The 14,810-nt window shown below is 43.7% G+C and carries 13 protein-coding genes and 2 pseudogenes; 4 read left to right on the plus strand and 11 right to left on the minus strand.

Annotation, left to right across the window (positions count from 1 at the left end; translation table 11 throughout):
* The first annotated feature begins 130 nt into the window (after positions 1-130).
* Positions 131-970 carry a YihY/virulence factor BrkB family protein gene (locus tag HUE98_RS14445; protein ID WP_241421315.1) on the plus strand — a complete coding sequence of 280 codons (840 nt, stop codon included), beginning with the start codon at positions 131-133 and terminating at the stop codon, positions 968-970.
* A gap of 82 nt (positions 971-1,052) precedes the next feature.
* Here HUE98_RS14445 and HUE98_RS14450 read toward each other — a convergent pair whose 3' ends face one another.
* The 7 genes from HUE98_RS14450 to HUE98_RS14475 all read right to left on the minus strand — a co-directional run bounded on the left by HUE98_RS14450 (position 1,053) and on the right by HUE98_RS14475 (position 5,235).
* Positions 1,053-2,156 carry an AI-2E family transporter gene (locus tag HUE98_RS14450; protein ID WP_241421316.1) on the minus strand — a complete coding sequence of 368 codons (1,104 nt, stop codon included), beginning with the start codon at positions 2,154-2,156 and terminating at the stop codon, positions 1,053-1,055.
* A gap of 61 nt (positions 2,157-2,217) precedes the next feature.
* The gene (locus tag HUE98_RS14455) at positions 2,218-2,673 is read right to left on the minus strand and encodes a hypothetical protein (RefSeq protein WP_241421317.1); all 456 of its coding nucleotides are present in this window, start codon (positions 2,671-2,673) and stop codon (positions 2,218-2,220) included.
* A 19-nt stretch (positions 2,674-2,692) separates the two neighbouring features.
* A complete protein-coding gene (locus HUE98_RS14460) occupies positions 2,693-3,103 on the minus strand; it encodes a YtxH domain-containing protein (RefSeq protein ID WP_241421318.1) in 411 nt (136 codons plus the stop codon).
* Positions 3,104-3,270: 167 nt separating this feature from the next.
* A complete protein-coding gene (locus tag HUE98_RS17700) occupies positions 3,271-3,402 on the minus strand; it encodes a hypothetical protein (protein ID WP_277623683.1) in 132 nt (43 codons plus the stop codon).
* Positions 3,403-3,782: 380 nt separating this feature from the next.
* Positions 3,783-4,010 (minus strand): hypothetical protein, encoded by a 228-nt coding sequence (locus tag HUE98_RS14465; RefSeq protein WP_241421319.1) that lies wholly within the window; start codon positions 4,008-4,010, stop codon positions 3,783-3,785.
* Between the two features lie 21 nt (positions 4,011-4,031).
* Positions 4,032-4,241, minus strand: coding sequence for a hypothetical protein (locus HUE98_RS14470; protein WP_241421320.1), 210 nt, complete (start codon positions 4,239-4,241; stop codon positions 4,032-4,034).
* A gap of 562 nt (positions 4,242-4,803) precedes the next feature.
* A complete protein-coding gene (locus HUE98_RS14475) occupies positions 4,804-5,235 on the minus strand; it encodes a LapA family protein (protein ID WP_241421321.1) in 432 nt (143 codons plus the stop codon).
* A gap of 1,225 nt (positions 5,236-6,460) precedes the next feature.
* On the opposite strand from HUE98_RS14475, the pseudogene HUE98_RS14480 reads away from it, so the two are divergent.
* The 3 genes and pseudogenes from HUE98_RS14480 to HUE98_RS14490 all read left to right on the plus strand — a co-directional run.
* A pseudogene (locus tag HUE98_RS14480) lies at positions 6,461-6,628 on the plus strand (ATP-binding cassette domain-containing protein); the annotation flags it as partial.
* Positions 6,628-6,858: pseudogene (locus tag HUE98_RS14485) on the plus strand (winged helix-turn-helix domain-containing protein); the annotation flags it as partial. The pseudogenes HUE98_RS14480 and HUE98_RS14485, both read left to right, overlap by 1 nt.
* On the plus strand, positions 6,855-7,370 hold the full coding sequence (locus HUE98_RS14490) for a HAMP domain-containing protein (protein ID WP_241421322.1): 516 nt from the start codon (positions 6,855-6,857) through the stop codon (positions 7,368-7,370). The pseudogene HUE98_RS14485 and the gene HUE98_RS14490, both read left to right, overlap by 4 nt.
* 154 nt (positions 7,371-7,524) lie before the next feature.
* Here the strand turns inward: HUE98_RS14490 and HUE98_RS14495 are convergent, their stop codons facing one another.
* The 4 genes from HUE98_RS14495 to HUE98_RS14510 all read right to left on the minus strand — a co-directional run bounded on the left by HUE98_RS14495 (position 7,525) and on the right by HUE98_RS14510 (position 14,716).
* The gene (locus HUE98_RS14495) at positions 7,525-7,920 is read right to left on the minus strand and encodes a hypothetical protein (RefSeq protein WP_241421323.1); all 396 of its coding nucleotides are present in this window, start codon (positions 7,918-7,920) and stop codon (positions 7,525-7,527) included.
* A gap of 616 nt (positions 7,921-8,536) precedes the next feature.
* Positions 8,537-10,738 (minus strand): NHLP family bacteriocin export ABC transporter peptidase/permease/ATPase subunit, encoded by a 2,202-nt coding sequence (locus tag HUE98_RS14500; RefSeq protein WP_241421324.1) that lies wholly within the window; start codon positions 10,736-10,738, stop codon positions 8,537-8,539.
* Between the two features lie 59 nt (positions 10,739-10,797).
* Complete coding sequence (locus HUE98_RS14505; RefSeq protein ID WP_241421325.1) at positions 10,798-11,634, minus strand: NHLP bacteriocin system secretion protein; 837 nt, start codon at positions 11,632-11,634, stop codon at positions 10,798-10,800.
* Positions 11,635-11,773: 139 nt separating this feature from the next.
* Positions 11,774-14,716, minus strand: a complete 2,943-nt coding sequence (locus tag HUE98_RS14510; RefSeq protein ID WP_241421326.1) for an NHLP bacteriocin export ABC transporter permease/ATPase subunit — start codon at positions 14,714-14,716, stop codon at positions 11,774-11,776.
* Positions 14,717-14,810: the final 94 nt, after the last annotated feature.

Genomic DNA, 14,810 nt, shown 5'->3' on the forward strand with positions numbered 1-14,810 from the left:
ATGACTTTGCGGAATTGCAAACTGAGACAAAGTTGGTACAAAGAAAATCTCTTAATTACTTTCTGTTATTTTAAGACAAAATCATATGATATAATTAATATATAAGGTCTCATAATAGAGGTGCACAAGTATGATTCGAATAAAGGAATACCCCATGCTGCTGTATACAAGAGTTCAGAAAAATGAAACCACTGCCAGGGGAGCACAGCTGAGCTATTTTTTTATCCTGTCGATTTTTCCTTTTCTGATATTTTTGATTACCCTTATTGACTATACCCCTTTAACACAGCAGGATACATTACACCAGCTTTCCCTGTTACTTCCTGACGCGGCCTTTGCCATTATTGAACAAATTGTCTCAGAAGTGGCGGCAGCAGATAACTTCACATTACTGTCTCTAAGCATCCTGTCTACGATTTGGACCGCAAGCAGAGGTATATCCGCTCTCATTAAAAGTATAAACCAGACCTATAACATAAATGAACACAGATCTTTTCTTAAACTGAATGCCATCGGAATCTTTGCCACATTTGCTATGGCGCTGGTTATCTTGTTTACACTAAGCTTTTTAGTCTTTGGTAGAGTCATAGGTGAACTGGCCTTTCAGTATCTAGGCCTTGCAGCAATCTTTAGTGTTTTATGGTCGGTATTGCGTTATGCCATACCCTTCTTTATTATCTTTGTAAGTTTCACGCTGTTGTTTCTATATTCTCCTAATCGCCAATTACAGTTTAAAAATGTTTACCCGGGAGCAATTTTTTCGACTTTGGCCTGGATTACCGCCTCTCAGGCTTTTGCCTTTTACGTAAACAACTTCGGTAATTTCTCCCGAACCTACGGCAGTATCGGCGGAATTATCGTATTTATGATCTGGATCTATATAAGTAATGTGGTGGTGTTATTGGGAGGAGAAATAAACGCCACATTGTATTACCTGCTTCATGAATCAAATAATAATATTTCAGCATAAAAAAAGCTTTTCCTTTCGGTCCCCTTTAGGAAGCTTTTCTTATTCTGTATTTATTAGCCATTTACCAGTGTAAAGATGAAGACTACCGGCTGCTTTTAGCAGCCGGTAGTCTTTTGCGCAAAAAACCATATATGTGGGCAGAAATAATCTTTAGAATAACAAAAGTGGGTACTGCGAAAATTAGCCCTAAAAGACCGGCCATACTGCCAGCCAACAACAAAAGAATAATAATGGTCAGTGGATGAATATAAAGCTTTTTGCCCATGACCTGCGGAGTGATAAACAGGCTTTCAATTTGTTGCACTACCACAATCACAATAAGCACTAGAAATGCCATTAAAGGGGATGTAAAAAAACCAACAATTACAGCGGGAATTGTAGCAATAAACGGGCCCAAATAAGGAATAAAATTGGTAACAACTGCAAAAAGGGCCAGAATTAGTGCATGTTGGATGCCAATTATTAAAAACCCAATATACATGAGGACGCCCACGGACACACTGACAATTATTTGTCCCTGTATAAAAGAGGAAAGCCCACGGTCAATTTCCCTAAAAGTATTGACTGTTTCTTCTCTGTAGCGCTCTGGAATCTGCTTCATCAGATAACCTGCAAATTTGTCACCGTCTTTTAAAAGATAAAATAGAAAAATAGGCAAGAGAACAAAGATGAGACCTGCATTAGCTAGAATGCTCATTACAGCAGATACACTGTCCTGCAGATTGGGCAGGGCATTGAGCAGCACATCGGACACTGATTCCGTAATAGTCTCTAGGGAAATCCTTTCATCTGCCTGAAAACGCTTAAATATGGCACCATCTTCCAAAGATGCCACCGTATTGATTGTTTGGTCCATATAAGTGGGGAAGGCCTCAATTAACTCTAACAACTGATTATAAGCTACTATCCCTACGGTTAAAACCATAAACAAAGCTAATAAAACAAGTACTGCATAAAGCATAACAATGGCCAGAGGCCTGGCAATTTTTCGATTCTCCAACCAGTTAACAATAGGGCTAAAAAGATAGTATAGGATAAGTGCCAAAAATGTAGGTAAAAACAATAGCCTTACCACTACTACTAATGGAATAAAAATGAAAGAAACTTCTCTGCCAATATAAACAATGCTAAAAATTAGAAGAATCCAGACAGCTGCTCTAAATGACTTGGCATTTATAAAGTCCATATACGCATCATTCCTTTAGGTAATTTAAGGATAGAGCGCTTGCTCTATCCTTAAATTACCTTCACTGTTTTTTACTAAACATCTCCAAAAATATCCTCAGGCCTTCACTGACAATTCTTACATAACTAAGAATATCCTCCGTATTCTCCTGTACGGTACTGGCTGTCTCCATTAAGCTGGCGTTCACCATATCAACGGAATCATCTACTTTTTCACTGGTATGTTTAAGGGTGGTGGACAGGCTGTAAATATTGTTGATTGTTCCGGGTATCTGCACATCAAGAAGGTCTTTGTTCATATATAGCGAACTGCTGATCTCATTAATGTTCTTCATGGAGCTAGTTACGTTATCAATGGTATCCTGAATATTTTTCTCATTGTCAACAATACGCTTATTTATACCGGACACAACTTTGTTGAAGTTGCTTAACGTGATAATAGCATAAATCCCGGCTATGAACATCCCCAGGAGTACAAGAAAAATACCAAACTCCTGAAGCGTAAATGATATCGTCATTTTCTTATCTCACCTTCTTTTACTTTGCTTTTTTATCTATCTTTTCTTTTGCCTCCTGCAGCTCTTTCTTCGCTTCCTTCGCTGCATCTTTGATTTCATCTTTAGCCTCGGCAAATGCTTCTACGATAATTTCTTTTTCTTGTTTCTTCTCTTCAACTTTTCTAGTCACGGTATCCCTCACACCTTCAACCTTCTCCGCAATATTTTCTTTAATCTCTTGAAGCTGCTCTTTACTTTTGTTTAATGTATCGGCTGCTTTTCCCTTAATTTCATTTCGGGTTTCTTCTCCTGCTTTTGGTGCAAAAAGTATCCCGCTCGTTAAACCCACTGCAGCCCCCACGGCAAAACCGGCAGCCACCTTAGCCGCAGCCTCTTTACGCTCCTGCTTTTCTTTTTCGGCCTTAACCTTTTGCAAATAATCTTTTAACATAATCTTACTCCTCCTTTTTTAATACTGAAAATAAAATAAGCTATCCAATATTTAATTATTTTTGATTGTCAAGCTCCATTTACTCAGTCCTTTCAAAACGGCTGCCGTTACGCGGCATAATCAGCTTCAACACAACCGGACAATCACGGCCACGACCACCATCGCAATCAAGTTACAGGCTCAAAGACCCCAGTAGTCTCCACGCCATCGATAGGAACCTGAGAAAAAATGCCTTCAAAGATGCCCACAATACGTATAGATGCCCAGAAATCTGCTTTATTACCGTCATAATAGGTCATCCTCTTTAGCGTGATTATGAGTATCGACAGAAAAGAATTCTAATGTTTTGCATTACTTGTAAATGCCTAACAGGGCTCTGGGTTGTCTTCTAAATGAGATACATCTTCGTGGACATTCTTTTCTCAACAGAGGCTTCATGCTCCATATGCCACCTGCCCACCTCGGCTTCCAACTTCATCTTATCTTTCTCCATGAGTTGCAGACGGCGCTGCAATTCCCCTTGATTACGGTGTATTCCTCGAAATTTTAGATGAGTCTGGATACTGCGAAAGAGGATAAAAAAGCCCAAATTCAAGGCGCCTGCACAGGCAGTACTCCAGGATTATCGCAGTCAAAAAGAGTCCTACATGACCGAGAACAAAATCGAATGAACCCTTCTTCATATCAATAAAGAATATAGTGATGTGGCCCAGCCAACCGCTTTTTCAAATATATTCGAAATGGTGTTACCGATATAATCTACCTTTTGCAGGTGATCATATTCTGGGTTCACCACAGCCTGACAACCCACCAGTACAAAGGGTAAAATAAGAATAAATAATAACAAAAGTGCGGTATGTTCGCTTAATATCATGGCACTTTCACCATTACCCCTGTTTTTTGTCATCGGGAACCATCCTCTGGAATCTTAACTTCTGTCAAGAAAGCAAGGCAATAAGCCTCCATACCCGAGAACTGCATACATCTTCCTTATCTTGATCTTTTCGTCAACTCGCTCAACATCCACACCGGATGTTAAATCTTTTGAACCGTCCACAAAAACAGTATCCTCGCCAATGTCCGCAAAGACACCTGTTTCCTTTACTTTTATTATTATGGCGTATCTCGCTATTTTCAAAAATAAATGGCTTTGGGAATTTGAGGCTAATAACTCAACTTGGTGTTTGTCCTGTTTGTAAATTTTATCAAAAATGGTGCGTAGATAACAATTAGCACTTTTCTAAATTTTTACTCAATTTATTTCATTCCTGATGAACGCAACATGGTGGAAGGCAAAAGGAAGGGTCAAACCGGAACGGAGCCGGGACGCCATGAAACCGCAGCGCAGGATTTATGAACTGATCTAAAGCTGGAAGGAATCGTCTTTTTTGGGACAATTCCGGCGATGGTCGGAGAAGAAGATCCTGAAGATTAATCTGAAGGTCTGTTAGGCCCTGGTCTTATTATACAAAAAACCTCGGCAGAAAACGTATCTTCCACGAGGTTAGGATAATCTACTTAGGCCAAAAAGAGGCCAAATATGTGACTCCACTTGCCTAGCTTCTCCACCAGACGAACCATTTCTTTTTTATATTCCGAGTCAAATCAAATCTTCATAGTTTCTTTTTCAACATAGTCTGAACTATGCCGAATTCGGCATAGTTCAGACCAGGGAAGCCAATTCACCAGTTCCATTTATATCAATCACGCTCTTTCGCAGCAGTATCTTCACGTTCTTTCTGCTGCTTTTTTAACTCTTCTTCAAGTTTTTTCTTCTCATCCACTAAATCACCATGCGCTTTCGCAGCAGCATCTTCACGTTCTTTCTGCTGCTTGCCCAACTCGGCTTCCAGCTTTTCCTTCTCACCCTCGAGAAGTTTAACGCGTCGCTCCAACTCTTTTTTGTGGCCGCGATCACCCTGTGAATTCATATAGTTATGGATGCTGCGAAAGATACCCAAAAAGCCCACAAACATTGCCCCCGCAAAGGCGGAACCCAGGATCAGCATAAACAAAGTAAGGCTCCCCTGGCCAAAAAGATAGTTCACAGTAACAACTTCATTATTGATCATAGCCACTACAGCTATAACCAAACCAACCAGTAGCGCCAACAAAAGGAATATTATTCTCATTTTTTGTTCTCCTTTCCTCGATTTCCGGTATTTATTTTTGATGGCCTTTTCCCAGTTTGGTATACGCATCTTTGTTTACTTGATCCTTCGCTTCCTCATACACTCCTTTAATGCTTCCGACCAGGTTGCGGAACGAGACAACCATGAGATAAAGGAATAAGGTAAAGAGAATGAGTGTTGCTCCCCATAACATATTTTATCCATCCTTCCTTCTCCAATAATTGTCTGCAAGTTATATTTTATTTGCAGGAAAAATAGTGGAGGTTCGGTATACCAAGTCACGCCAGCATCCTTTTTTTTGTGTATGATTTGACCTCAAGTTTCAACAAAAGCAACTGGAAATTCGCTCGTCTGAGGGGGGTTAGAGGTTCGCGTATTATTCTATTGACTTTCCTGTTAACGACTTGTTTAGTCATCTGGATCCCCCCTTGCCGTTTAGTTATCTTACCGCTAAAATATTTCCGTTCCACAAAGACACCTGTTTCCTTTACTTTTATTATTATGGCGTATCTCTCTATTTTCAAAAATAAATGGCTTTGGGAATTTGAGGCTAATAACTCAACTTGGTGTTTGTCCTGCTTGTAAATCTTATCAAAAATGGTGCGCAGATAACAATTAGCACTTTTCTAAATTTTCACTCATTTTATTTCATTCCTGATGAACGCAACATGGTGGAAAGGCAAAGGGAAGGGTCAAGCAGGAACGGAGCCGGGAAGCCATGAAACCACAGCGCAGGATTTTATGAACTGATCTAAAGCAGGAAGGAATCGTCTTTCGGGACAATTCCGGCGATGGTCGGGGAAGAAAATCCTGAAGGTTGATCTGAAGGTCTGTTAGGACCTGTTCTTATTATACAAAAAACCTCGGTAGAAAATGTATCTTCCACGAGGTTAGGAGAATCTACTTAGGCCATTATTAAATCAGGTATTTTTGAACGCAGCCTTTCTATTGGCAAATCAGCTACTATTGCGGGTTCTATAGTTTCACCGTTTACCAATGCTTCCAATATTTTACGCCCTGAAACACCAAATACATTTGACATATAAGTGGAAACTTTTATGCTTGCGTCTTCTAAAATTTTAATTATTCTGTATTTTCATTATAGATTGTGCCGGTCACGGCATGTGGGGTTTAGGAGATTATGTAAATTGCCGAAGGCAAGGGCCTGAATCTCCGGGCACTCACTTATAGTGACGATAACTTTGACGAATGTGTTAAAATCTTTAGACCTACGGAGCTGTCGGGTGGACAGCAGCAACGGGTTGCAATTGCCCGCGCGCTGATCACAAACCCGTCGCTTTTGCTGGCCGATGAACCCACGGGCAATTTAGATTCTAAAACGGGCGAAGAAATCATACTCCTGTTCCACGATCTGCACAGGAGCGGAAATACCAGGTTTTGCCTCAAAAAGAGTTTTTTCTACTGCAAATGCTGCTGTCCTATCCCGGTAAGATTTTTACACGTCAAGCATTGATGGATGAAATATGGGGGTATGACAGCGAAACCGACCCCCGCACCGTAGACGTCCATATCAAGAGGCTTCGGGAACGGTTTGCGGGTTACGACAATTTTGCCATCGAGACGGTACGCGGGCTGGGCTACAAAGCGGTGCTCCTATCATGAAAAAGCTCTATATACGCTTTGCACTCACCATGTTTGTGATTGTAACGGCATCTTCATTTGCAGCCGCACTCCTTACTTTTTTGTTTGGGCATTTCCTATTTCCCCAGCTTCTTGTAGAAACTCCCGAAGTTGCCTTTCGGCTAAGAGGTTTACTTGTCCCTGTACTAACAATCATCAGCAGCGTTTTTTTAATTTCCTTTTCTTCCAAGAGAGCAACCGCTCCCATTGTGGACTTATCCAAAGCAACAAAAAAAATTGCAAAGGGTCACTTTAACATTGTTATCAAGCCTTCCATGCGCAAAGATGAAATCGGGGGAATGATGGACGGCACCCAGTTCGGCCAGTTGTTCCCGCTGACCGGGGATCCATTGCCGGGCTCTGTATCCTCTTTCCCTTGCGGACCCCCGGAACACCCCGAAATGCATAGTGCAAAAATCAAAAACAAAACTATGACAATACACAATATTACCTTTTTTTCTTTAAGCACTGTCACCCCTGCCTCCTCCAAATAGCTTTAGTTTTTTCAATAAAGCAATCTCACTCAAAAAAGAGTTTTTTGCTCCTATAATACCCTTGGATGATGACTGCTTTGCCCCAAAGAAAAACTACATCCTGAGTTAAACTGATCATATTCTAAATTGACCTTTAAAGAAAATACTTAAAACATTAACACACAATTCCGAAAGCAAAACTACTGCTATCTTCCTTCTCCACGTGAACTGTAAGATATGCTATGTCATCTCCATAGCTGGCATTTATCACCCAGCTGCATTCAAAATCATCTTTTACTATAATGGTCCATCCATTGGAGATAAGTTTTTCTTCGTAGGAATCAGCGGTGTCTTTAATGTTTTCGTATATAATCATGTAATATTGAGAATATAATTCAGTGCTCTTATCTTCTTTTATATAAGAAAAATCACCCTTTAGTTGAGGCACATAACCGGGGATGTCGGATGGCCACTGATTTGTACCAGAAGAATTATCAGGTCTTTCTGCTTCTGAACCGCCAGATTGCTGCTGGTTTTGTTCAGCTCCCGGTGATTCCTTATTTTCGGCCACACTTGTGTTATTTTGACAGCCAATAAGTACCGTAACAGGCAGGTTAAGATTAGATAAATACTACCCTTTTTAATCATTTTACACATATTACATAACCTCCCATAAAAGATAAATATGGTTTTACTGTACCAAACAGAAGATTCATTCAATTTTCATCATTATGCCCGGAGATTCTGCATTTGTACATCATCCTTTCTGTGGGTTTATATTATACGTTCTCTTTACAATATCTACGTTAATCTAGATAGGTATCCCAATGGTCATTGATAAATTAAGTGCAAAGGAAGCCCTTTTTTTCACATCGCGCTTCCGCAGCAAAAAACCCTCTTCACTAATTCTTGAAGAGAGTTTATCCAATAGGACTGAAAAAAAACTGAAATTTTAGCCCTCAGCTAAATAAATTTAACCCAAAATTATCCAGATAAATTTCCCCTGTGGGATTCCTTTCAAAGAGAAAATCAATGCTTTTCAGGCTTTCCTTCCCTGGGAGAATATTTGAAAACATGCAGCCTGGAAAAGGCCATTTCCTGAACAAAGCTGTAAGATCTTTCAAAGTTTTCTTCTTTCCCTTAGAAATTGCCAGGTGTTGGTTTTAGACACAAGGGACCTGTCCCGGTTATTGACTGCTAATAAGTTTCATATAAAGGCCTTCCTGTGTTATTAGCTGGTCATGGGTTCCCCGCTGAACTACTTTTCCCTGCTCCATGACAATTATTTCGTCGCAATCTCTGATTGTGCTGAGACGGTGGGCCACCATAATGCAGGTGCAGCCCCGCCTTCGGATATTTTCATCGATAATCTTTTCCGTGAGAGGATCCAGTGCACTGGTTGCTTCATCTAGAATCAGTATGGTAGGATTATTGCTGAGAGCCCGGGCGATATCAAGCCTCTGCCTTTCCCCACCGCTGAAATTCCGTCCCCCCTCCTTCAGAGTGCCCTCGTAGCCATCCTTTTTCCGGGATATGACTTCATCAATGCCTGCATCTTTAGCCGCCTGTATAACGTGTATCTCCGGTAAGTCGTGGTCCCACAGGGTAATGTTGTCCCGGATCGAGCCCTCCAGCATACTGATATTTTGATCTACTACCGCCACGGAACTGTTAATTACCGGGCGGGGTATTTGGGTTCGTTTTTGGCCGTCAAAAAGGATTTCTCCCTTCCAGGGCTTAAAGAGACCGGCAACTAAGCGTGCTACAGTGGATTTGCCACTGCCGGAGGCTCCTACCAGGGCTACCCGGGAACCGGGGGTAAGGCTCAAATGGAAATCTTCGATCAAGGGGGGGGCCTGAGGATTATATCCAAAGGTAACATTTCGAATTTCTACCTGTCCAGAAAGCTTGGCGGGGGAACCCTCTATTTGCTCCATCCCATCCTCTGGTGTCTCCAGCTGCGAGTCCAAAGGATGATTCATCACGTCATCCAACCTTGCCATATCGGCTTCCACTTCCTGCAGTCTGGTCCCTAAATTTACCAGTCTGGTTACCGGTTCCATGAAATTCATCATAAGTCCCTGGAACGCTACCAACATACCTATGGTAAGCATTCCCTCCATAACCCGATACCCACCGGCAACCAATATAAATGCGGCGGCCAAAGACATCAGCAGCTGAGGAACAGACATCAGGATTAGAGCAGACTGCCCCAGTTCCTGTTCAGATTTAACTACATTTGCCTGATAGCCTGCCCATCGGGCAAAGAAATCTGCTTCCTGGCCGGTAGCTTTAAGGGTATCAATCATCTGCAGCCCCACCATGGAATAACCAATCATTTTACCCCGTTCCTGCATGAGCCTGCTGCTGTTATCTTTTCTTTTCCGGGACATTTGGCCCAGAAATACCAGGTTCACAAGGGCAAAAAAGAGGGCCAATCCCGTCAGTAAAATATCATACTGCAGCATAATTAGCATAAAGAAACCTATTACCAGTAAATCCAGGAAAGCAGAAGCCAGCTGTCCTGTAAGAAGGGCAGCAACTCTATCGTTTCCCTGGACCCTGCTGCCCAGCTCCCCCATCAGCCGCTGATAATAAAATTCCACCGGCAGCCGTAGAACATGCCAAAGGTACTTGCCTGAACTGCTGATAGCCAATCTGTTTTCCAGCTGCAGCAGGTAATACTGGCGAAACCAGGATAGGGCTAGCTGGGCAAGTATGGTTAGCCCCATACCGAAAAAAAGCGGTACAAGCCATTCCTGCCTGCCTGCCAGGAGTATATCATCCACAAATATTCTGGTAAATGCCGGCATAAGAATACCTGGTATGACTAGATAAAGTCCCAGGATAACAATTAGAACCAGTCCTACCTTCAGCCCAGAGAGACGGCTTTTTAGAGAACCGTACAGACTGGGGCGATATTGGCTTTTTTGAAATAGAGGGGTGGGTTTAAAGGATAGGACTATCCCGGTAAAGGAATGGTCCAGTTCTTCTTCGCTTACAATACAAGGGCCCTTGGCGGGATCGTTCAGGTATACCCTGCCCCGGTCTATTCCTTCCAGCACCAGGAAATGGCTAAAATTCCAGTGCAGTATTACAGGCATGTCCATTTCTTTAAGTTCTGCCAATTCTTTGCGGTATCCCTTGGCCTCCAGGCCGTAGTTCCGGGCTGCCTTCACTATATTCAAGGCCTTGGAGCCATCCCGGGAAACCCCACAGGCTACCCTTAATTCCTCCAGGGGAATATATTTTTCGTAATACCTGAGAATTATTCCCAGGGCCGCTGCTCCGCACTCTACCGCCTCCATCTGCAGCAGCGTGGGGGTTTTCACCCGCTTTGAAGAAAACTTTCTTGTATAGTGGTTTTTCAGGTGGTGGGGATTAATCATTTTAAACTGCTCCCCCTCATGGATAGATTATAGTCATCATATAGTTCTAAAATGATATGTTACCTTTCAAGAGCTGGAAAGACTAAAGCAGCTGGACGTTCCTTTTGGGTAATAATAAAACCCTGACAAATAGTTCCGCTGTTAATGGAGATATCCGGCCCCTGACCGCTGGTCCACCGGTAACCACTGGGAGAATCTTCATCTGTTAACAGTTCCACTGTAACCTGGACAGACAGGGTTTCGCCCGCCAGTCTCATGGCCAGTTCTTCATTCCCTAAAATATTCAAGAGGCCCTCAAAGGTAGAAGGGAACTCAGATACATCCCTTACCTTTCCTACCATGAAGCCAAATTCTTCTTTGTTTACTACTGTCGGAGCTATGTTAACTTCCATCCCGGGAGAAATCTTCTGCCCCACTTCAACGGGCACAAAAAGTATAGTTTCCATCTTTTCCAGATCGTCCTCCCGGCCTACTTCCATACTGAACAGCAGTGAACCGGGGCTGACCAGGTCCCCTTCCCGGATAAATAATTCCAAAACCCGCCCTCCATAATTACTGTAGACCGGTATTGTCTCTCCTTCAGAATTTCTTATCTCTACGACCATCTGCCCCTGATTAACGCCTTCTTTTGAAACAGTATTAATAGTAACTACCTGCCCACCGGTGCTGGAAGCCACCCGGGCTATACCCCCGGGCCTTATGATTATACCCTGGCCGGCCACCTGAGAGGTAACGCTGCCGAAGCAGCCCCAGACCAATAAAGACAAAAAAATGAGACCCACTGCTGCTACAGCCATCCAGCTCCGGGGACTGGTTATGGTCAGCATGTTGTCCAGCTGTTCCGGCGAGGAAAGCTTTCTCAAAGCTTCTTTGCGATATAGGCCTGGCTGCTGCATGGATAAATTCCCCCTCAACTTTAGATGTGCCCTGCCTCCAAAAGACCCTTTAGTGTTCCCGCAGGTGAACAAAACACTGATATTTTTCCTGGAATTAAAAAATTATAGTCCATGTCCCGACACTAACTTAAGGCTCAAATCAGGCTAACTGCCGTTTGGCCATAGACTGGAAAACTCCTTTTTCCGCCATCAGCTGAGCATAAGTGCCCTTTTGCACTATCCTACCTTTTTCCAATACATAAATGATATCAGCATTCATGACCGTGCTTAAACGGTGGGCAATTACCAGGCGAGTAGCTTTAAGGCCCTCCAGGCTCTGGGTTACCATACTCTGGGTACGATTGTCCAGGGCACTGGTAGCCTCATCGAACAAAAGAATACGGGGTTTTTTGACCACCGCCCTGGCGATAAGCATTCTCTGCTGCTGCCCTCCAGAAATGGTAGACCCTCCTTCAGCGATGAAGGTGTGCATACCCATGGGCATATTTTGTATGTCTTCTGCCAGTCCAGCCATACGGGCCGCCTCCCTGGCATCATCAATAGTCAGGTTGGAAGCTCCTAAAATATTTTCCAGGATGGATCCCGGCAGCAGCCGATCATTTTGAAGCACTACACCCAGCTGTTTCCGCAGGTAACTCAGGTCCAGGGTTGAAAGGTCCTGGCCGTCGAAATATACCGTTCCCTTTTCCGGCCGAAGGAAACCTAAAAGCATTTTAAAGAGAGTAGACTTGCCGCTGCCGGAGCCACCCACGATGGCTGCAAACTGGCCGGCCTTGATCTTTAAAGAAACATCATCAACTACCGGTGAATCCTCCTGATTATAGCGAAAGGTTACCCGGCTTACCTCTATTTCCCCCTTTAACTCCCCCGGGTCTAAGCGGGCTTCATCTATTTCCGGCTCCCCTTCCAGGATAGGACGCAGCCGTCTCAGCAGCGGAACAGCCTGCATCAAGACTACCACCTGTGAGGAAAGGGACATTAACGAAACTACCATACCGGTAAAAGCGGCGTTAAAAGCCAAAAAAATACCGGTAGAAACAGTTTCCCCCCCTGCGACTGCTATGAAGGAAATATAAATGACGGTTGACGCAATAAAGGGAAAAGCTGCACTGAAAGTCATCAAGTAATTACCAATAGTCTGGGACTTATATTGGTTTTTCCTTTGTTCACCAAACTGCTTAGCCCACAGATAATAAGCCCTGTTTTCTGCCCCGGCCATACGAAACCGGGTAATCCCCCCAAATACCTGCAGCAGCAGCCCGGATATTTTACCCTCAATTTCCATTACACTATGCTGCAGCCTGGCCTGGGCTGATCCCAATAATATGGTAATGACACTGGCACCCAAAACCAGGGTAATGGCTATCCAGGCTAAGGAAGGGAGGTAATAAAAGATTAAGATGAAATTTAATAAGGAGAAAACACCGGAAAACAACGAGTTAATCACCATTCCGGAAATCATATGCCTTATCATCATAATTCCTGTGGCCCTGCTTCCCAGGTCACCGGCGGAAAAATGCTGAATGAAGGACAGGGGTAGTTTCATAAGCCTGTCCCAGAAAGCCGCCTGCAGAGAAAAATCAACTCTGCTTTCCACCCGCAAGACCGCCAGTAATTGGACTACGTTAAAAAAGAAAACTGCAAGGGCGCTCACCAGGAGAAACTGGGCCATAAGAATAAGCTCGCCTTTATCGGCCATAGGAATAACCCCATCAAAGAGCACCCCGGTTAAAAAAGGCATCACCAGGCCCAACAGCCCACCCAGAATACCCATTAAGCCTGCCAACCATAAATCCTTTCGCCAGGCCCTCCGGTAAATGAACTTTAACAGGTCCAGAGTTGTGAGGGAACGGTCCGGAAAAGAGGGGTACAACATATAGGCCTGGGAATGTATATCCTGGGCCTTTTCTTCGGTTAAGACCTCCTCCTGTCCCGTTTGGGGATCATAAATATGATATGTATTGCTGTTCACAGGCAAAACTGCCCGGGGGTTACCAGTTTCTTTGTGAAAAACCACCAAAGGGCCGTTATCCTTTTTCCACCATTTATCTGTAAGCTGTACTCTTCGACAGCGAATGTTGGAGGCCTGGGCAACCTCAACTATCAGTTGAGATGGTTTTTGCTGGCCGGTCATCAACCAGGCGGGGGGAGTTTTTATTTTAATCCCCAGGGATAAACCCACCCGACGGCAGGCTTCCACCAGGGGATCAGCCAGAGCTTCCCCGGATAAAACTTCTTCTAAAGAAACAGCTTTCTCCAGATATTCAAAGGCCTGGCTTAAATATTCCTGATTATTACTAACCCCCTTAATCAATCTTTCCCGTTCCTGCTTTTCCTGATCTTTTAAGTTGTTATGAATACAGGGTAAAATAAAGCTGTGAAAATAATCCAGAGCTTTCCACAATGCAGTCTCCTTGTCCGGCAGCTTCAGATCCACCAGGCCAAGGGTATCCCGGCACTGGATGTGTCCATCTTCCACGGCCTGCAGCCAGGTATCCCCGGTAAGAGGATAAAAGTCTTCTCCCGCCCACAAGGTCATTTCTTTCCTGCCGGCTGCTTGAGATGCCCCGGTACATTGGCGGATCCAGAGAATATTCCCCTGGGGGCGAAAGGCTTCGCCCTCTTTAACGTCAAGTTGGTCCCCTGGTTCCAGGGGCTTAAAACGGGTAGGAGGCACCCGGCGGAATATACTCAAGGACATATCCATTACCCAGCTTTCCACCATGTAAGCGGCTGATTCAGCCAGAAGCTGGCTGTTCTTCTCCCGAGCCTTTTTCAACAGCTCAGACCTTAAACGGCGAATCAGGGTAGTATCCGGTATGCCTGTAACCAAAAGGCCCATTTCTACCCCTTCCCCCAGGAAGGTATCAAGACCGAACAAGGTCTGGCCCATTTCTGCCCGAAACAGGTGTATTAGCCTTCCTACCGGGATATTATCCCGGAGAGAAACGGCATACACATCTGCTTTCCCCTCCTGGACCATCCATACCACCTGGGAACTGTCCAGGAGCAAAGCCTGATTGCTGGAAAGAGAGATAAAATCCTCTGGGGTGTTTTTGGAGTTAATTATATTCCTGGCCAAATGCTGATCCTCACTTATAATTTATGTGTTATCTCCGGCCATTTTAAAAAATGACTGCAGAAGCGATATTAATTTGCTGATCTTTTTCGTAAAC

Source organism: Candidatus Contubernalis alkalaceticus (assembly GCF_022558445.1).
Lineage (GTDB): Bacteria > Bacillota > Dethiobacteria > SKNC01 > SKNC01 > Contubernalis > Contubernalis alkaliaceticus.

Excerpts from the sequence above, each read along its gene's own strand:
- HUE98_RS14445 (WP_241421315.1), top strand. The coding sequence starts at position 131 with ATGATTCGAATAAAGGAATACCCCATGCTGCTGTATACAAGAGTTCAG.
- HUE98_RS14450 (WP_241421316.1), bottom strand. The coding sequence starts at position 2,156 with ATGGACTTTATAAATGCCAAGTCATTTAGAGCAGCTGTCTGGATTCTT.
- HUE98_RS14455 (WP_241421317.1), bottom strand. The coding sequence starts at position 2,673 with ATGACGATATCATTTACGCTTCAGGAGTTTGGTATTTTTCTTGTACTC.
- HUE98_RS14460 (WP_241421318.1), bottom strand. The coding sequence starts at position 3,103 with ATGTTAAAAGATTATTTGCAAAAGGTTAAGGCCGAAAAAGAAAAGCAG.
- HUE98_RS17700 (WP_277623683.1), bottom strand. The coding sequence starts at position 3,402 with ATGACCTATTATGACGGTAATAAAGCAGATTTCTGGGCATCTATACGT.
- HUE98_RS14465 (WP_241421319.1), bottom strand. The coding sequence starts at position 4,010 with ATGACAAAAAACAGGGGTAATGGTGAAAGTGCCATGATATTAAGCGAA.
- HUE98_RS14475 (WP_241421321.1), bottom strand. The coding sequence starts at position 5,235 with ATGAGAATAATATTCCTTTTGTTGGCGCTACTGGTTGGTTTGGTTATA.
- HUE98_RS14490 (WP_241421322.1), top strand. The coding sequence starts at position 6,855 with ATGAAAAAGCTCTATATACGCTTTGCACTCACCATGTTTGTGATTGTA.
- HUE98_RS14500 (WP_241421324.1), bottom strand. The coding sequence starts at position 10,738 with ATGATTAATCCCCACCACCTGAAAAACCACTATACAAGAAAGTTTTCT.
- HUE98_RS14505 (WP_241421325.1), bottom strand. The coding sequence starts at position 11,634 with ATGCAGCAGCCAGGCCTATATCGCAAAGAAGCTTTGAGAAAGCTTTCC.